Below are 17,177 nucleotides of genomic sequence, written 5' to 3'. Positions count from 1 at the left end.
CGGCCACGGCCTTCTTGGCGTCATCGACATAGCTCACCAGATCGCGTCCGCTCACATTGGCCTGCACCGAGGCGAAGCGGCTGCCGTCTTCATGCGCTACCAGCACCGGGCCTTGCGTGGGGGTGAGCCTGGCGAGTTGCGACAGCGGATAGGCGGTGCCGTCTGGCGCGGTGATCATCACGTGCGCAAATGCCTGCGGATTGCTGCGCAAATCGGCGCTAGCGCGCAGCAGCAGCGGGGTGCGGCGCACGCCTTCGAGCACCATGCCTTGCGGCTGGCCTTCAACCAGGGCGCGCAGGTCTTGCTGCAGGCTGTCCACGTCAAATCCGGCGCGGCCCGCGGCAAGCCGATCGACCTGCACCGTGAGGTATTGCACGCCTTCCGGTCGGGCGGCCAGAACTTCTTGTGCGCCGGGCACGGCCTTGAGCGTCTCGGCCACCTGTTGAGACAGGTCGCCAAGCTGGGCGATGTCTGGCCCGAAGATTTTCACCACCAGATCGCCGCGGCTGCCGGTGAGCATTTCGGACACGCGCATCTCGATCGGCTGGGTGAAGCCAAAATCCACGCCGGGGAAACGTTCCAGCACCTTGCGCATGGACTCGATCACATCGTCCTTGCTGCCGCGCCATTCCGACATGGGTTTGAGCACCAGAAAGGTGTCGGTCTCGTTCAGCCCCATGGGGTCGAGGCCTAGATCGTCCGAGCCGCTGCGGGCGACGATGGACTTGATCTCGGGCACCTCTTTCAGCAACGCCTGCTGCACGCGCAGGTCGAGCGCTGCCGTGGCGCCGAGGCTGACTGACGGCAGCTTTTGCAGTTGCACGATCACATCGCCCTCATCGAGCGTGGGCATGAAGGTCTTGCCCACGCGTGTGTAGGCCCAGCCAGCGGCCACGAGCGACAGCAGCGCCACGGTCACGACGATGCGGGTGTGATTGAAGCTCCAGTCCAGCACGCGCCGGTAACCCGCAGAGAGTTTGCGCACCAGCCAGGGGTCGGTGTGCGATGCGGTTTTCAGCAACAGCGAGGCCATCACCGGCACGATGGTGAGGGCGATGAGCAGCGACGCGCCCAGCGCGAACACGATGGTCAGCGCCACGGGGCGGAACAGCTTGCCCTCCAGCCCTTCGAGCGTGAGCAGCGGCAGGAACACGATGGCGATGATGGCCACGCCGGAGATGACCGGCCCAGACACTTCCGACACGCCGCGCAGGATGCGCCCGAGGCGGTCGGTGGTGGCGCCGCCCGGGTTGCGATCCGGCGACTGCTCCGGGTCGTGGCTCATGTGGTTCACCAGGTTTTCCACCACGACCACGGCGGCGTCCACCAGCATGCCCAGGGCAATGGCCAGACCGCCCAGGCTCATGAGGTTGGCGCTCAGGCCAAACCAGCGCATCAGGATGAAAGTCGCCAGCGCCGACAGCGGCAGGGTGATGGCCACGACGAGAGCAGCGCGCCAGTTGCCGAGGAACAGCAACAGCATCACCACCACCAGCACCACGGCCTCGCCCAGCGCTTCAAGCACCGTGCCCACCGCGCGCTCGACCAATTGGCTGCGGTCGTAGAACACCTTGATGGTCATGCCTTGCGGCAGGCGCGGCTCCAGTTCGGCCAGACGTGCTTTCACCCCGTGGATCACCTCCTGTGCGTTGGCGCCGCGCAGGCCGAGCACAATGCCTTCGACCGCCTCGCCCTTGCCGTCTGCAGTGACGATGCCGTAGCGCGTGCTGCTGTCCACGCTGACCTGCGCCACATCGCTGATGCGCACCGGCGTGCCGCGCGCCGTGGCGACGACGGTGTTGCGAATGTCGTCGGCGTTGGCGAATGCGCCCTGCACCCGCACGATGCGGGTTTCTTCGCCTTCGTCCAGGCGGCCGGCGCCGTCATTGCTGTTGTTGACCTGCAGCGCGGCGCGCAACTGATTGAGCGACAGACCCCAGGCGGACAGCCGCGCCGGATCGGGCTGCACCGTGAAGGCGCGCACATCGCCGCCGAGCATGTTCACATCGGCCACGCCGGGCACGGTGCGCAGCACCGGGCGGATGAGCCATTGCAGCGCGCTGCGCTTTTCCTCCAGACTGGCCGGCCCTTCGAGGGTGAACATGTACAGGTCGGACAAAGGCGTGGTGATGGGGGCCAGCCCGCCCACTGCCGAGGCCGGCAGATCGCCGCGCACATTGGCCAGCGCCTCGCCCACCTGTTGACGCGCCCAATACACATCGGTGCCCTCAACGAAGTCCACCGTGATGTCGGCAATGCCGTACTTCGACACTGAACGCACGATGCGCTTGTTGGCGATGCCCAGCACCTCTTGCTCGATGGGCAGAACGACCCGCGTCTCCACCTCCTCCGGGGTCATGCCCGGCACTTTCATGATGATCTTGACTTGAGGCGATGACACGTCGGGAAAGGCGTCGATGGGCAATGCGCGCCAGGCAAAAATGCCGCCCGCCACCAGCGCCAGCATCGCGCCGATGGTCAGCAGACGTTGGCGCAACGCGCCATGAGTGAGAAACATCAAATTCATGGCGCCACCTCGCCAGCGGCTGCCTTGATCGCCACCACGCCGGTGGCCGCCACCTTGTCACCAGTCTTCAGCGGGCCGCTGACCATCACGGCGTCATTCAGGCGGCCGGCCACTGTGACGGGCACGATGCGGAAGCCCGCCGGATCGGTGACCAACACCGCATCGCGGCCGTTGATCTGCGTCACCGCGGCGGGCGGTACGCGCCACACCCCGGCCTGCGCCGGCAGACTCAGCCGTGCCTGCACTACCCCGCCCGCCTGCAGGTTGCCTGGCTGCGTGACACGCACGCGAATCAGCACGCTCTGTCCCGCGTTCAGCGCGACGGCCTTGGCCTGCACCACCCCTCGCGCCTGCAGTGCGGGCGCCTCCACTTCGGCGCCCACTTGAAGGGCGCTCGCCTGCTGAGGACTGGCTTCTATTTCCAGCCACAACTGGCCTTGCTGCGCAATGCGAAACAGCGCAGCAGACATGTCGACCCGCTGCCCTGGCAGGGCTGTCGTTTCGGTGATGACCCCAGCAATGGGCGCGCGCAACACGGCCACGCCGTTGAGCGCAGCGCCGCCAGCGGCCAGCTTGAGCGCCAGATTGCGCTCGGCCAGCATGGCCTGCGCCTCGCGGCTCTGCGCGCGGGCAGCCTCGAGCCGCGCGCCGGGTACGATGCCCTCGTTCACCAGCAGGGTGTCGCGCTGCAACTGGCGCTGCGCCAGGTCATAGCGGCTCTGCGCCTCGCTGCGTTCGCGCTGCAACTGGGCAATTTGCGGGCTGCTGAGCTCGGCCAGCGCCTGGCCGCTTTTCACCGTATCTCCGGGGTTGACCCGCAGGCGGGTGATCATTCCCGCGGCAGGAGCAGAAACCACTGCCTGCTGCGACAGCGGCACCGTTACGCGGGCGGGCAGGTCGATCTGCGCGGCAGTGGCGGCCTGCACCGTGGCAAGCCGCACGCCGAGCGCGGTTTGCTGGTCGGCCGTCATGGCGATGACGCCAGGCGAGGCGGGTTGTGCGGCAGCGGGCAGGGAAACGAGCGCCAGGCTCAACAGGCTGGCGGACACGGCGCACGCCAGCGGGCTGCGCGACAAAAAGAATTGGGGCATCTTGCATCCCGGCCATGCGCCGGGCTCCATCTGGGACTGGGGGGCCATCTTCCGCGTGACAGGTTGCACCTGTGTTTCACGCGTGTTGCGGCAGAAAAAAATCAGACCAGAGTGGAGGGCGGAGCCTGACCGGGAGGCGGTAGGCCGTGGTGGACGCGCGGAAACGCGTCGTCAGAGATTTGCGGCCAAGAGATGGGCTCGGTGGCGGTCAAAGAGCGCTGTGACGTGAAAGCAAACGTCGGCAGCACGACTGCAGTGTCAATCAATACGCTGGCCAGGCGGATTTGGGAAAGCCGAGATTGGGTGATGCCCGAGGCCAGTTCCACATCGCTGGGCTCGGGGGCATGCAGCGCAAAGCCCGACTGCTGCGCCGTGCGCTGAGGGGGGCTGGCAAGACAGGCCAGACCGTCGGGACTTGATTGCAAACTGAATTGCGGACTGGCCTGCACTTCCGCCGCGGCCGACAACGCATGAATATGCCAGCCATTCTGCACCGGCTGGCCCAGATGCCCATGAATGAATGGCGCCAGCCCAAGCAGCAGCACCAGCATGGAGAGCCAGGCTGTGCGCAGAGTGGAGAGGGCTTTGGACATGGGCAAAATGCTTGAATTTGTAACAACTATAACGAGACTCACAAAAACCCGTGTGGATGGAGGGATTTTTGGGGGCTCGGCATCCAGCGGGTGCGGCATGACGGGCTCAGGCGCAGACGACGATCCTGTCATTTTTAGAATGCCCAGATGACCGCCGCGCGCAAGCCCTCAAAGCAAGACCCCACTGCCGATCCGCCGCGGCGGCGAAGCGCGCCTCGCAAAGTCCCGGCGGGCAAGGTCAAACCGGCACGGCCCACGCCGCTTGCCCGGCTGGGTCTGCACACCGACTGGGACATTGCGCTGCATCTGCCGCTGCGCTACGAAGATGAAACGCGGCTCACGCCGCTGCGGGCGCTGCGCGACGGTGAGATTGTTACCACGGATGCCGTGGTAATCGAGACGCAGGTGCAGGGCCGCGCGCCGCGTCGGCAGTTGCTGGTGCGGCTGCATGAGCCGGAAGCGGGCGACGCTGTCCTCACGCTGCGGCTGTTCCACTTCTACCCCAATCAGCTCAAAGCCTTGCAGCCCGGGGTGCGGCTGCGGGTGCATGGGCAGGTGCGGCAGGGCTTGTTTGGCTGGGAGATGGTGCACCCGACCTGGAAGTTGGTGGACGCCAACGCGCCCCTGCCGAGCACGCTCACGCCGGTCTATCCCACCACGGCCGGCGTGCCGCAGAGCTATTTGCGCAAGGCCGTGGCTGGGGCGCTCAAGCGGCTGGTCTGGCGCGACACTGTGCCGCAGGAGGAACTGACGCGCCATCATCTGCCCGATCTGCCTTCGAGCCTGCGCACCCTGCATGCCCCGCCAGCCGCGGCCTTGCCCGCGCTGGAAGCGGGCGCGCATCCGGCGCAACGGCGCTTGAAGTTTGACGAATTGCTGGCGCAGCAACTGGCCCAGCAGCAGGCCCGCGCGCAGCGACAGCGGTGGAAGGCACCGGCACTGCCCGCAGCGGCCGAGGCGCTCAGCCTCCCGTCGCAGTTGCGGGCGGCCATCCCCTTCACCCTCACGGCAGCTCAGGAGCGCTGCGTGACCGAGATCGCCGCCGATCTGGCGCAGACCGCGCCGATGCACCGCCTGCTGCAGGGCGACGTGGGCAGCGGCAAGACCGTAGTGGCCGCGCTCGCGGCGGCGCAGGCTGTGGCGGCCGGCTGGCAGTGCGCGCTCATGGCGCCGACCGAAATTCTCGCGGCGCAACACGCGCGCAAGCTCGCCGACTGGCTGGAGCCCTTGGGTGTGGGTGTCGCCTGGCTTTCGGGCAGCCAGACGAAAAAAGAGCGCGAGGCAGCGTTGCAGTGCGTGGCCAGCGGGCAGGCGCAGCTCGTGCTGGGCACCCACGCCGTCATTCAGGCGCAGGTGCGTTTTGCCCGGCTGGGGCTGGCGATCGTGGACGAGCAGCATCGCTTCGGCGTGGCGCAGCGCCTGGCCCTGCGCGACAGCCTGCGCGCGGGCACGCAGGGCAGCGGCCTGCAGCCGCATCTGCTGATGATGAGCGCCACGCCCATTCCGCGCACCCTGGCCATGGCGCTGTTCGGCGATCTGGACGTGTCCACCATCGATGTCTTGCCGCCGGGCAGAACGCCGGTGCGCACCAGCGTGGTCAGCACGGATCGGCGCGACGAGCTCATCGCCCGGGTCGGCGCCTTGACCGCGCAGGGGCGGCAGGCCTATTGGGTCTGCCCTCTCGTTGAGGAAAGCGAAACGCTCGATCTGCAAAACGCCGTGGCCACCCACGCCGAACTCAGCGCCGCGCTGGCGACGATGTCCGGTCAGGGGGCGGTGCAAGTCGGCCTGCTGCACGGGCGCATGAAGGCGCAGGAAAAGCGCGCCACCATGCAGGCGTTCAGCGCGGGCGAAATCGGCCTGCTCGTCGCCACCACGGTCATCGAGGTGGGGGTGGACGTGCCCAACGCCAGCCTCATGGTGATCGAACATGCCGAGCGCTTCGGGCTGTCGCAGTTGCACCAGCTGCGCGGGCGGGTAGGGCGGGGTGCGGCGCAGTCGGATTGCGTGCTGCTGTTCACCTCGCCGCTGTCGCCCACGGCGCGTGAGCGCTTGGCGGCGATGCGCGAACTCACCGATGGCTTCGCCCTGGCGCAGAAAGACCTCGAACTGCGCGGGCCGGGCGAACTGCTGGGTCTGCGGCAGTCGGGCGTGCCCGGCCTGCGCTACGCCGATCTGGCGCAAGACATTGATCTGCTCGAAGCCGCTCGCGACACCGCGCAACGTCTGCTGGTCGCCGCACCCGAGGCCGCTCGGCAACACGCCGCGCGCTGGCTGGGCGAAGGGTTCGACTGGCTGAGCGCCTGAGGGCGCCCCCAGACCTACCGCGTTCGCGTCAGGCCCCCGAGGGGGATGAGGCCCGCGGCTCCAAGCTACCCTGCGGCAGCTTGGACGGAGCCGAATCCGAGCAGCTTGCAAGCTGCGAGGTGGACAAGAAAACTTGGGGCGGCCCTGCGTTTTCTCATGGCGCACTTGCATTGATTAACACAATCTGACGGCGTTTCTGTTTTAATTCTTTCTATGACTCTGACAGAATTACGCTATATCGTCGCCGTCGCTCGCGAGCGGCATTTTGGCCGGGCTGCCGAGGCCTGTTTCGTCAGCCAGCCCACCCTGTCGGTCGCCATCAAAAAGCTTGAAGAAGAACTGGATGTGCGTCTGTTCGAGCGCGGCGGCAATGAAGTCAGCGTCACGCCCATCGGCGAATCCATCGTCGAGCAGGCGCAGCGCGTCATCGAGCAGGCCGCGGCCATCAAGGAGCTTGCCAAGCGCGGCAAAGACCCGCTGGCCGGGCCGCTGCGGCTGGGGGTGATCTACACCATTGCGCCCTATCTGCTGCCCGAGCTGGTGCGCAACGTCATCAAGCGCAGCCCGCAGATGCCGCTGATGCTGCAGGAAAATTTCACCACCCGCCTGCTGGAAATGTTGCGCACCGGCGAGCTTGACGCGGCGATTCTGGCCGAGCCCTTTCCCGATCAGGGGCTGGCGGTTTCGCCGCTGTATGACGAGCCCTTCCTCGTGGCCGTGCCGCGCACCCATGCGATGGCGACGTGCAAGGAGCTGAGCGCCGAGGCGATCAAGGACGAGACCATGCTGCTGCTCGGCACCGGCCACTGCTTTCGCGACCACGTGCTCGAAGTCTGCCCGGAATTTGCGCGGTTTTCGCCCAGCTCGGAAGGCATCCGCAAGAGTTTCGAGGGATCGTCGCTGGAGACCATCAAGCAGATGGTGGCCTCGGGCATGGGCATCACCGTGGTGCCCAAACTGTCGGTGCCGCGACAGGACGTGCCGCATGCGGCCGATCCGAGCACCGATCACGTCTGTTATGTGCCGTTTTCCGATCCGCCGCCCACGCGCCGCGTGGTGCTGGTGTGGCGCAAGAGCTTCACCCGGCATGAAGCCATTGCCGCGCTGCGGCAGGCCGTCATGGCCTGCGATCTCCGGGGCGTCACTCTGCTGACGCCCTAAAAGCTCCCCAAAGGGGCTGCTACTCAGGCCTGCGTGTGCACGTCGTGGGTGACGAAGCCCTGCTCGGCGCTGGGCAGGGCGAACCAGTCCGGGTGGTCGAGGGTGCGGTGCATGTCGTCGAGGCCGCTTTGCCAGTGGGAGCGCATTTCGGCGCGGCCGAAGGCGTAGTCCTTGCCCTGGCCGTCGAAGGCTTTGTCGCGGTAGATCAGGTGGATGACGTTGTAGCGTTTGTCCTGCGCCATTTCCTGCACCTGCTGGCACAGCGCGTCGCGTTTGTTGGGCGGAATGCGCTGCAGCAGATCGCGCAGGATGTGGCGCTGCTCCTGCGCCCGCTGCAGGGTGGAGGTGATGATGCGCGTACGGCTGGAATACTGGATGTCTTTCTGCCGCTCGGCCACGTCCATCAAATTCTGCGGCACTTCACCCGCCGCGCTCCACAGATCGACCTGGAACACCAGGGTGTGGTGGCTGGGATGGCCGCCCAGCACCTGCGACAAGGGCGTGTTCGACACCAGCCCGCCGTCCCAGTAGAACTCGCCGTCGATCTCCACCGCCGGAAAACCCGGCGGCAGCGCGCCCGAGGCCATGATGTGCTCGGGGCCGAGCCGCATCTCGGCGCTGTCGAACACCACCTGGTTGCCGTTGCGCACATTCACCGCGCCCACGCTGATGCGGGTTTCGCCGCTGTTGAGCCGGTCGAAATCGACCAGCTTTTCCAGCGTGTCGCGCAGCGGCGTGGTGTCGTAAAAGCTGGCTTTCGCCGGGTTGTTGCCGCCTAGCGGCCAGCGCGGCAGAAAAAAGCCCCGCTGACCTTCGAGTATGGCGCGCAGCCCCTGCATGACAGCAAGCTGGGGTTGCAGGGGCTCGGGAATCCAGTCGAGCGCGGCGCCGTGTTCCCAGGGTAGGGTGGGCAGCAGCGGCTGCTGGGTGACGGTTTCCCAGAACGTGCGCAAGGCGGCTGCGCGTTGTCCCGGTGGGTTGCCCGCAATCAGCGCCGCGTTGATGGAGCCGATGGAAATGCCGGCCACCCAGTGCGGATGCACGCCGCAGTCTTCCAGCGCCTCCACCACGCCGCACTGGTAGGCGCCCAGCGCCCCGCCGCCTTGAAGCACCAGGGCGATGCGGTCGTAATGTCGCACCTGCGCCAGCACGGCATCAGCGCGGCAGGACGGCATGAGATCCCCCCCGAAACGCTCGCCTTGCTCACGTCTCCCCCCAGGGGGCGAAGAAACTCTTGGGGCGGCCCGGCGAGTTTCTTCTTCAGACGAGGAGGCAGTCTTTGTGCGCTGCGCGAGACGGGTCGTCGTGGCGGTCGTCATGACTTGCGCCTCTTAGTTCATGCACCAGCCGTGGCTGGCGACGATGGACTGGCCGGTGAGCGCGGCTGTGGGGAAGGCGGCCAGAAACAGCGCGAGATTGGCGATGTCGGCGGTGGTGGTGAACTCGCCATCCACCGTGTCTTTCAGCATCACGTTTTTAATCACCTCGTCTTCGCTGATGTTCAACTCCTTGGCCTGCTCGGGAATCTGCTTTTCCACCAGCGGGGTGCGCACGAAACCCGGGCAGATGACATGCGAGCGCACGCCATTGGGCCCGCCTTCCTTGGCCAGCACCCGCGCCAGCCCCAGCAGGCCATGCTTGGCGGTGACGTAGGCGCTCTTGAGCTTGCTGGCCTCGTGCGAATGCACCGAGCCCATGTAAATGACCACGCCGCCCTTCTTGGCGTACATGCCCGGCAGCACCGCCTTGGTGGTGAGGAAGGCGCCGTCGAGATGAATGGCGAGCAGCTTTTTCCAGTCTGCAAAGGCGAAATCTTCAATGGGGTTGACGATCTGAATGCCGGCGTTCGACACCAGAATGTCCACCGGGCCGAAGGCCTTGGCCACCGCCGCGCAGCCGGCGTTCACCTGCGCCTCGTCGGTCACGTTCATCGCCACGCCCATGGCTTTGCCGCCGGCCTTGTTGATGGCTTCGGCGGTGGCGTTGGCGGCGTCGAGATTCAGGTCGGCGATGGCGACTTTGGCGCCGGCCTTGGCATAGGTTTCGGCAATCTCTTTGCCGATGCCGCTGGCGGCGCCGGTGATGATGGCGGTTTTGTCCTTGAGGCTGAGTTGCATGGTCATGGGGGGTCTCCTGGTGGAAAGTAGCAAAGCAAGCGGGTCAGTGAATCGATTGAAACGCAATTGCTGCAACGCGGCAAGCGCAGCAGCGCCTTCTTCTCTAAAGACTCGGTGATGGGCCTTAACCTGGACTGAAGGCCGCCAAGCGCCGGTTTTTTTTCAGCTCGGGAGCGTGGGCCCTGTGGGCGCAAAAATCACCCGCACCCGCAGCCCGCCCAGTGGGGAGGTGTCGAGTTCGATGCGGGCGTCGCAGCGCTCGGCCACGCTGCGCACGATGGCCAGACCCAGGCCGCTGCCGCCGGGCGGGGCGTTTTCGCGGCGATAGAAGCGGTCGAACACGCGATCGCGGTCTTCGGGCGGAATGCCGGGGCCGGAATCGTCCACTTCGAGCACGGCCATGCGACGGGGCCCGGCTGCGCCCTCGGCCGCTTGCTCGGCGGGCGGCGCGGGCTGCATTTCGCAGCGCACCCGCACGTCCACCTGGCCGCCCGAAGGGGTGTAGCGCAGGGCGTTGTCCAAGAGGTTGCGCACCAGAATGCGCAGGCCGCTGGCCGGCGCGAGCACGGTGCAGTCTTCGGCGTCTTCCAGCCCGGCGTCCACGCCGCGGGTCTGGGCGAGTTCGGCCGTGTCGGACAGGGCCAGGCGCGCGGTGTCGAGCAGGCTCACCTCGCTGAGCGCTTCTTCGGCGCCCGACTCGTTGCGCGCCAGCAGCAGCAGTTGTTCGACCAGATGGCTGGCGCGGTCGATGCCGCTTTCCAGCCGGGCCAGCGCCACGCCGCGCTGGGCAGCGTCGTGCGCGCGGCCGAGCATCTGCACCTGCACCTTGAGCGCGGCCAGCGGCGAGCGCAGTTCATGCGCGGCGTCGGCCACGAACATGCGCTGGGTGTCGAAGGCCTGGCGGGTGCGCGAGAACAGGCCGTTCATCGCGCGCACCACGGGCTGCATTTCGCTGACCACGGGGTGCGGGTCGAGCGGGTCGAAACTGGTGGCGGCGCGGTTCTCCAGTTCGCGCGACAGATCGCTCAGCGGCCGCAGCGAGCGCCGCACCACCCAGGCGACGGCCAGCAGCAGCAGCGGCGCGATGACGGCCATCGGCCAGATGGAGCGCAGCGCAAATCCCAGCGCCAGCGCCTGCCGCGTGGCAATGCTTTGGCCGACCTGAATGGTGCGTCCCCCGGCCTGCATGGAATAGACGCGCCACTGCTCGCCGTTGACGCGCACATTGGTGTAGCCCAGCACGGCCTGGCTGGGCAGCTCGCTGCGCGGGCGCGAGACGTAAATGCGTTTGCCATCGGGCGCCCAGACCTGCACGACATAGTCGACATCGTTGCCCGCGCTGACATTGGGGCCGAAACCGGGCAGGCCCATGTCGCCGCTGGCGAGGCTGAGCGCGAGTTGCTGCAGGTGATAGTCGAACACCGCATCGGCCTCGTTCATGGCGTTGCGGAACACGGCCACGGCCTGCACCAGCGCCGCGAGGGTGACGGCGACTGAGAGCAGCAGCAGCAGCCGGGCGCGCAGGGATTTCAATCGCCGCCCCCATCGCCACCGCCATCGCCGCTATCTCCGCCATCGTCAACGCTATCGGCTTCTGGCGTGTGGCGGCCGTCACCGCCGCCATCACGGCTCGGGCTTGCGGGCGCGGGCTCCTTGGCGATCATGTAGCCCATGCCGCGGATGTTGCGGATGAGGTCGGGCCCCAGCTTTTTGCGCAGGCTGTGAACGTACACCTCCACCGCGTTACTCGAAATCTCGTCCTTCCAGCTATAGAGTTTTTCTTCGAGCTGGGCGCGCGACAGAATCATGCCGGGGCGGGCGATGAGCGCTTCGAGCACGGCCCACTCGCGTTGCGACAGGGCCACCGGCTCGCCGTCGAGCAGGGCTTCGTGTGTGGCCGGGTTCAGGCTGATGCGGCCGTAGCTGAACACCGGCTCGGCGCGGCCCGCGGCGCGGCGCAGCAGGGCGCGGATGCGGGCGGAAAGTTCGTCGAGGTCGTAGGGCTTGAGCACATAGTCGTCGGCCCCGGCGTCGAGCCCGGCGATGCGCGCCGAGACGGCATCGCGCGCGGTGGCGATGAGCACCGGGGTGGTTTCGCGCCGCGTGCGCAGCGCCTTGAGTACGGCGATGCCGTCCATCTTGGGCAGGCCCAGATCGAGCAGCACCAGGTCGTACTGCTCGGTGCGCAGCGCCGAGTCGGCTACCGCGCCGTCGCGCACCCAGTCCACCGCGTAGCCCTCGCCCCGCAAGGCGTCGAGCACGCTTTCGCCGATCATCACATCATCTTCAACCAGGAGCAGGCGCATGGGGCTGGATTGCAAATGGATACAGACCGGACTTTAGCGGCAGGCGCTTAGACTGCGCTTAACGCCCGGCACAGGGCCACGCACCACAAAATTCCGCATGCAACTCCCTTCTGATCCAACGAGCAGCCGCTTGCCCCGCACCGTGTGGATGCTGGGTTTTGTCAGCCTGTTCATGGACATGTCGTCCGAACTCATCCACGCCCTGCTGCCGGTTTACATGACCACGGTGCTGGGGCTGAGCGTGCTCAGCGTGGGGGTGGTCGAGGGCATTGCCGAGGCCACCGCGTCGATGCTCAAGGTGGTGTCGGGCGTGTGGTCAGACCGCATTGGGTCGCGCAAGTGGCTGGCAGTGGCGGGCTATGGCCTGTCGGCGCTGACCAAGCCGCTGTTTCCGCTGGCGTCGGGTGCGGGCGAGGTGATTGCGGCGCGTTTCATCGACCGCATCGGCAAGGGCATCCGCGGTGCGCCGCGCGATGCGCTGGTGGCCGACGCCACGCCGCCCGCGCTGCACAATGCCGCTTACGGCCTGCGACAAAGTCTCGATACCGTGGGCGCGGTACTCGGCCCGCTGGCGGCCATCGGCCTGCTGGCGGTGTATGCCGACAACCTGCGGCTGGTGCTGTGGTTCGGGGTGATTCCGGCGGTGATCGCGGTGGCGATTCTGGCTTTCGGGGTGCGCGAGCCGCGCCGGGTTGACGCCGGTCTGGCCGTAGCCAAGTCGAGCAAAAAGGGGCTGGACTGGCGCGCGGCGCGTGAGCTGCCTGCGGCGTTCTGGCAGGTCGTCAGTCTGGCCGCGCTGTTTACCGTGGCGCGGCTGACCGAGGCGTTTCTGGTGTTGCGGGGCGACCAGATCGGTGTGTCAGTGGTGTGGATCGCGCTGGTCACGCTGGTGCTGTCGCTGGCCTACGCGCTGTCGGCCTACCCCGTGGGTCTGCTGGCGGCGCGCTGGGGGCGCAAGCGGCTGTTCGGCCTGGGGCTGTCGGTGCTGGCGGCTTCCATGTTGTTGCTCGGCGGTGCATTGCCTCTGGGAATGCCCGGGTTCTGGCTGGGGGTTGCGCTTTGGGGGCTGCACATGGGGCTCACGCAGGGATTACTCTCAGCAGCCGTGGCCGAAGCCGCGCCGCCGCAACTGCGCGGCACCGCGTTCGGTCTGTATCACCTGACCATCGGGCTGATGCAATTGCTCGCGGCCATCGGCGCCGGCTGGCTGTGGCAGACCATCGGCGCGGCGGCCCTGTTCACCTTGGCCGCGGCACTGGCCTTGCTGTGCCTGCCCGCGCTGTGGCTGTGGCTGCACGAACAACCAATGACAAAGGAAGAGACATGACGACAACCCATGCGATCCGGTTTGACCAACACGGCGGCCCCGAAGTGCTGCAATGGCGCGAGCAAGAACTGGCTGATCCCGGCCCCGGCCAGGTGCGGGTGCGCCAGGAAGCCATCGGGCTGAATTTCATCGACGTGTATCACCGCACCGGCCTGTATCCGCAGCCGCTGCCGGGCAGTCTGGGCGGTGAAGCCGCCGGGGTGATCGAGGCGGTGGGGCCGGGGGTGGAGGGCTTCGCGGCGGGCGACCGCGTGGGCTACTGCACCGGCGCGCCCGGCGCGTATGCGCAGCGCCGCATCGTGCCGCTGGCCCCGCTCATCAAGCTGCCCGACGACATCGCCTTCGACGTGGCCGCCGCCAGCCTGCTCAAAGGGCTGACCGCGTATTACCTGCTGCACCGCACCCGCGCGCTCAAGGCCGGGGACGTGGCGCTGTTTCACGCCGCCGCCGGCGGGGTCGGGCTGATTGCGGGGCAGATGGCACGGGCGCTCGGCGCCACGCTCATCGGCACGGCGGGCTCGGCGGCGAAGTGCGCGCTGGCGCTGGAGAACGGCTACGCCCACGCCGTCGATTATGTGAAAGACGACTTTGTCGCCCGGGTCAAAGACCTCACCGCCGGTCGCGGCGTGCCGGTGGTGTATGACTCGATTGGCCGCGACACCTGGGAGCGTTCGCTCGCCTGCCTGCAGCCCTTCGGCCTGATGGTGAGCTTCGGCAATGCCTCGGGCGCGGTGCCGCCGTTCAAGATCACCGACCTGGCGGCAGCCGGTTCGCTTTTTGTGACCCGCCCCACGCTGGGCACGCATATGGCCGATCCGGTGGTGAAGCAGCAAATGGCCGATGCGCTGTTCGCGCTGATGCGCAGCGGACAGGTGAAGATTCACATCAACCAGCGCTACCCGCTGGCCGAGGCGGCGCAGGCGCATCGCGACCTCGAAGCCCGCAAGACCATCGGCTCGACGGTGCTGCTGCCGTAACAGGCTCGGGTTCTCCCTGCGGCAGTGCGTCGCAGGGAGAACCGCGTACTGGCGTGCCGCAAGGGTTTCCTAAAATGGCGGCATGCCGCTGTCTTCCCGCATTCCGCGTTTGCCCCTTGCCGGTCAGGGGGCGTCTGCTTCTTCGTCTGCTTCGCCACCTCTGCCTGCTGTCACCCTGACCCGCCTGCTGGCGGCGCGCCTGGTCATGCTGCTGGCCGAACTGGCGGTGCTGCCCTGGGCGCATCACTTCCTCGACATCACCTGGCCGGTCTACAAAGTGCTGGGGCTGATCGGCGTTCAGGCGGCCCTTGGCGCTCTGCTGTGGTGGCAGATTCGCAGCCGCCGCGGCTTGGGCGCCTTCGGCGGTTTCGTCCACCTGCTGGCCGATGCCCTCATTCTGGCCCTGCTGGTGTATTGGAGCGGCGGCGAGGTCAACCCCATCATCTCGCTGATGCTGATGCCGCTCGTCCTGAGTGCGGTGGCTTTGCCGGGGCTTTACGTCTGGGCCATGACGGCGGTGGTCATCACGCTCTATTCGCTGGTGTCATTCTTCCCCACCCCGCAGACCGAGGCCTGCGGGGTGGCGACCGGCATGCTCGGCGAGCATCTGACGGGCATGTGGGGCAATTTTCTCATCACGGCGCTGCTGGTGGCGGCGGTGGTGGCGCGCATGGCTTCGGCCTTGCGTGAGCGCGAAGTCGAACTCGCCCGCAGCCGTGAAGTCGGTCTGCGCGACCAGCATCTGTTCGCGCTGGGCATGCAGGCCGCCGCCGCAGCGCATGAACTTGCCACGCCCGTGTCCACCCTGGCGATGACGGTGGACGATCTGCAGGCCGACTACGCGGGTGACGACGAACTCGGCCCCCAACTGCAGCGCATGCAGGCGCAGGTGGCGCAGATTCGCACCGTGCTCGGCCACATCACCGCGGCCGCCGGTGCCGCCCGCAGCCGCAGCGGCCAGACCGAAACGCTGGCGCACTGGCTGGAGCATACGCTGGAGCACTGGCACCTCATGCGACCGCAGTCGCAGGCGGGGCTCGCACTGCGCAGCGCAGGTTCGCCCCCGGCGCTGCGGGTGGATGCGGGTCTGAACGCCGCGCTGGTGAGCCTGCTCAACAACGCCGCCGACGCAAGCCCCGACGCCGTGGAAGTCGAGGCCGACTGGGACGCGACCCACCTGCGCGTGCATGTGCTCGACCGCGGCCCCGGTCTGTCAGATGATCGGCTGGCGCGGGCAGGCTACGATTTCGTCAGCACCAAGGGCGAGACGCGCGGCTTGGGGCTGGCGCTGGCCCGCGCCGGCATCGAGCGCCTGGGCGGCACACTCACCGTGGCGCGCCGCGCGGGCGGCGGGCTGAGCGCCACGCTGCAATGGCCGCGTTTAGGGCCTGCGCTATTTGTTATGCCTCCGCCTGGGGACAACGCGGGGGTATAAATAGCGTTAACAGGCACTTAATTAATGAATGGCAAACCGATGAATCTGCTGCTGGTCGAAGATGACGCCGCGCTGGCTGCCGCCACGCGCAACTCCATGGAACGGCGTGGCATTTCCGTATGGCATGCCGATTCGGCGCCTGTCGCGCGAGCGCTCATCGGCACGGCGGCGTTCGACGCGGCGGTGCTCGATCTGCGCCTGCCCGGCGATAGCGGTCTGACCCTGATTGCGCCGCTGCGCGAGGCCTACCCCGACCTGCGCATCCTGCTGCTGACCGGCTACGCCAGCATCGCCACTGCGGTCGACGCCATCAAGCTCGGCGCGACCAACTATCTGCCCAAACCGGCGACGGTGGGCGACATCCTTGCCGCGCTGGATCAAGACGAACCCGAGGCCGACCGGGCCGTGGCCGCCCAGCCGCTGCCGGTCGATCGGCTGGAGTGGGAACACATTCAGAAAGTGCTGGCCGAGCACGACGGCAATATCTCCGCCACCGCCCGCGCGCTGCAGATGCACCGCCGCACCCTGCAGCGCAAGCTGCTCAAGCATCCGGTGCGCGAAGCGCCGGCCGACACAGAGCCGCGTTGAGGCGGTGCGCCATCCGGGCGAACCGCGTCAACGCTGCAGCCAGTGCAGCGCGACATCGGTATCGGCGGCGAGCCAGTGTTTATGCGGCGTCCAGCCGGCCGAGTGCGCCAGGCGCTGAAACATCGCCACCGGGTATTTGTAGGAATTTTCGGTGTGCAGGGTCTCGCCCTCTGTAAAAGCGAAGCTCTGCCCGAGCAGGCGCACGGTCTGTGGCCTGGGGCTGAGCAGATGCATCTCGATGCGGCTGTGCGCCGGATCGAAGCGGGCCACATGCCGGAACGCCTGCACATTGAAATCAGCGCCGAGTTCGCGGTTGATGCGGGTGAGCAGATTGCGGTTGAACGCCGCCGTCACGCCGCGGGCGTCGTCATACGCGGGGATGAGTTTGGCCTTGTCTTGCGTGCCGTCCACGCCGACGAGCAAATGCGCGCCGGGGCCGAGAAATTGGGCCGCGCCATGCAGAAAGCGCACCGCCTGTTCCGGGGTGAAGTTGCCGATGGTCGAGCCGGGAAAAAAGCCGATGCGGGGCTGTTGCCGCACGTCGGCCTCCAACGCGGCGGGCCAGTGCAGCGGGGCGGTGAAATCGGCTTCAAGCGCGTGCACATCCAGCTGGGGAAAACGCAGTTGCAGCCCGCGCACCGACTGGCGCAAAAAGTCGCCGCTGATGTCGATGGCGGTGTAGCTCGCGGGGGCGTTCAAGGCGCCCAGCAGCAGCGGGGTTTTACGGCTGGAACCGCTGCCGAATTCG

General features: G+C 67.2%; 14 protein-coding genes. 6 read left to right on the top strand and 8 right to left on the bottom strand.

The window, feature by feature from the left end; translation table 11 throughout:
• From AC2VLV_RS12875 to AC2VLV_RS12865, 3 genes are all read right to left on the bottom strand, one after another.
• A partial coding sequence (locus tag AC2VLV_RS12875) for an efflux RND transporter permease subunit (protein ID WP_486990369.1) occupies positions 1-2,527 on the bottom strand: 2,527 nt, incomplete at its 3' end.
• Complete coding sequence (locus tag AC2VLV_RS12870) at positions 2,524-3,618, bottom strand: efflux RND transporter periplasmic adaptor subunit (protein WP_486990368.1); 1,095 nt, start codon at positions 3,616-3,618, stop codon at positions 2,524-2,526. The genes AC2VLV_RS12870 and AC2VLV_RS12875, both read right to left, overlap by 4 nt.
• Positions 3,619-3,719: 101 nt before the next feature.
• Positions 3,720-4,211 (bottom strand): hypothetical protein, encoded by a 492-nt coding sequence (locus AC2VLV_RS12865; protein ID WP_486990367.1) that lies wholly within the window; start codon positions 4,209-4,211, stop codon positions 3,720-3,722.
• Between the two features lie 147 nt (positions 4,212-4,358).
• Here AC2VLV_RS12865 and recG point away from each other — a divergent pair, with 147 nt between their 5' ends.
• Positions 4,359-6,518, top strand: a complete 2,160-nt coding sequence (gene recG / locus AC2VLV_RS12860; RefSeq protein WP_486990366.1) for an ATP-dependent DNA helicase RecG — start codon at positions 4,359-4,361, stop codon at positions 6,516-6,518.
• A gap of 213 nt (positions 6,519-6,731) precedes the next feature.
• Complete coding sequence (locus tag AC2VLV_RS12855; RefSeq protein ID WP_486990365.1) at positions 6,732-7,679, top strand: LysR substrate-binding domain-containing protein; 948 nt, start codon at positions 6,732-6,734, stop codon at positions 7,677-7,679.
• Between the two features lie 23 nt (positions 7,680-7,702).
• Here the strand turns inward: AC2VLV_RS12855 and AC2VLV_RS12850 are convergent, their stop codons facing one another.
• From AC2VLV_RS12850 to AC2VLV_RS12835, 4 genes are all read right to left on the bottom strand, one after another.
• Positions 7,703-8,854: a patatin-like phospholipase family protein gene (locus tag AC2VLV_RS12850; protein ID WP_486990364.1), complete on the bottom strand. Its 1,152-nt coding sequence runs from the start codon at positions 8,852-8,854 to the stop codon at positions 7,703-7,705.
• 156 nt (positions 8,855-9,010) lie between these two features.
• The gene (locus AC2VLV_RS12845; RefSeq protein ID WP_486990363.1) at positions 9,011-9,802 is read right to left on the bottom strand and encodes a 3-hydroxybutyrate dehydrogenase; all 792 of its coding nucleotides are present in this window, start codon (positions 9,800-9,802) and stop codon (positions 9,011-9,013) included.
• A 156-nt stretch (positions 9,803-9,958) separates the two neighbouring features.
• A complete protein-coding gene (locus AC2VLV_RS12840) occupies positions 9,959-11,329 on the bottom strand; it encodes an ATP-binding protein (protein WP_486990362.1) in 1,371 nt (456 codons plus the stop codon).
• Positions 11,326-12,102 carry a response regulator gene (locus AC2VLV_RS12835; protein ID WP_486990361.1) on the bottom strand — a complete coding sequence of 259 codons (777 nt, stop codon included), beginning with the start codon at positions 12,100-12,102 and terminating at the stop codon, positions 11,326-11,328. Before AC2VLV_RS12835 ends, AC2VLV_RS12840 begins: the two co-directional genes overlap by 4 nt.
• Before the next feature lie 97 nt (positions 12,103-12,199).
• On the opposite strand from AC2VLV_RS12835, the gene AC2VLV_RS12830 reads away from it, so the two are divergent.
• The 4 genes from AC2VLV_RS12830 to AC2VLV_RS12815 all read left to right on the top strand — a co-directional run bounded on the left by AC2VLV_RS12830 (position 12,200) and on the right by AC2VLV_RS12815 (position 16,429).
• Complete coding sequence (locus tag AC2VLV_RS12830; protein WP_486990360.1) at positions 12,200-13,429, top strand: MFS transporter; 1,230 nt, start codon at positions 12,200-12,202, stop codon at positions 13,427-13,429.
• Complete coding sequence (locus AC2VLV_RS12825) at positions 13,426-14,406, top strand: quinone oxidoreductase family protein (protein ID WP_486990359.1); 981 nt, start codon at positions 13,426-13,428, stop codon at positions 14,404-14,406. The genes AC2VLV_RS12830 and AC2VLV_RS12825 overlap by 4 nt, the downstream gene beginning before the upstream one ends.
• Before the next feature lie 82 nt (positions 14,407-14,488).
• Positions 14,489-15,841: an ATP-binding protein gene (locus tag AC2VLV_RS12820; protein WP_486990358.1), complete on the top strand. Its 1,353-nt coding sequence runs from the start codon at positions 14,489-14,491 to the stop codon at positions 15,839-15,841.
• A 24-nt stretch (positions 15,842-15,865) separates the two neighbouring features.
• Positions 15,866-16,429 (top strand): response regulator transcription factor, encoded by a 564-nt coding sequence (locus tag AC2VLV_RS12815; RefSeq protein WP_486990357.1) that lies wholly within the window; start codon positions 15,866-15,868, stop codon positions 16,427-16,429.
• A gap of 27 nt (positions 16,430-16,456) precedes the next feature.
• Here the strand turns inward: AC2VLV_RS12815 and AC2VLV_RS12810 are convergent.
• A partial coding sequence (locus tag AC2VLV_RS12810; RefSeq protein WP_486990356.1) for an L-histidine N(alpha)-methyltransferase occupies positions 16,457-17,177 on the bottom strand: 721 nt, incomplete at its 5' end.

Source organism: Thiomonas sp. TH-17, from assembly GCF_057473305.1.
This window is presented reverse-complemented; position numbering and strand designations above follow the sequence as displayed.

Excerpts from the sequence above, each read along its gene's own strand:
- AC2VLV_RS12850 (WP_486990364.1), bottom strand. The coding sequence starts at position 8,854 with ATGCCGTCCTGCCGCGCTGATGCCGTGCTGGCGCAGGTGCGACATTAC.
- AC2VLV_RS12870 (WP_486990368.1), bottom strand. The coding sequence starts at position 3,618 with ATGCCCCAATTCTTTTTGTCGCGCAGCCCGCTGGCGTGCGCCGTGTCC.
- AC2VLV_RS12825 (WP_486990359.1), top strand. The coding sequence starts at position 13,426 with ATGACGACAACCCATGCGATCCGGTTTGACCAACACGGCGGCCCCGAA.
- AC2VLV_RS12820 (WP_486990358.1), top strand. The coding sequence starts at position 14,489 with ATGCCGCTGTCTTCCCGCATTCCGCGTTTGCCCCTTGCCGGTCAGGGG.
- AC2VLV_RS12845 (WP_486990363.1), bottom strand. The coding sequence starts at position 9,802 with ATGACCATGCAACTCAGCCTCAAGGACAAAACCGCCATCATCACCGGC.
- AC2VLV_RS12830 (WP_486990360.1), top strand. The coding sequence starts at position 12,200 with ATGCAACTCCCTTCTGATCCAACGAGCAGCCGCTTGCCCCGCACCGTG.
- AC2VLV_RS12815 (WP_486990357.1), top strand. The coding sequence starts at position 15,866 with ATGAATGGCAAACCGATGAATCTGCTGCTGGTCGAAGATGACGCCGCG.
- AC2VLV_RS12855 (WP_486990365.1), top strand. The coding sequence starts at position 6,732 with ATGACTCTGACAGAATTACGCTATATCGTCGCCGTCGCTCGCGAGCGG.
- AC2VLV_RS12835 (WP_486990361.1), bottom strand. The coding sequence starts at position 12,102 with ATGCGCCTGCTCCTGGTTGAAGATGATGTGATGATCGGCGAAAGCGTG.
- AC2VLV_RS12865 (WP_486990367.1), bottom strand. The coding sequence starts at position 4,211 with ATGTCCAAAGCCCTCTCCACTCTGCGCACAGCCTGGCTCTCCATGCTG.
- recG (WP_486990366.1), top strand. The coding sequence starts at position 4,359 with ATGACCGCCGCGCGCAAGCCCTCAAAGCAAGACCCCACTGCCGATCCG.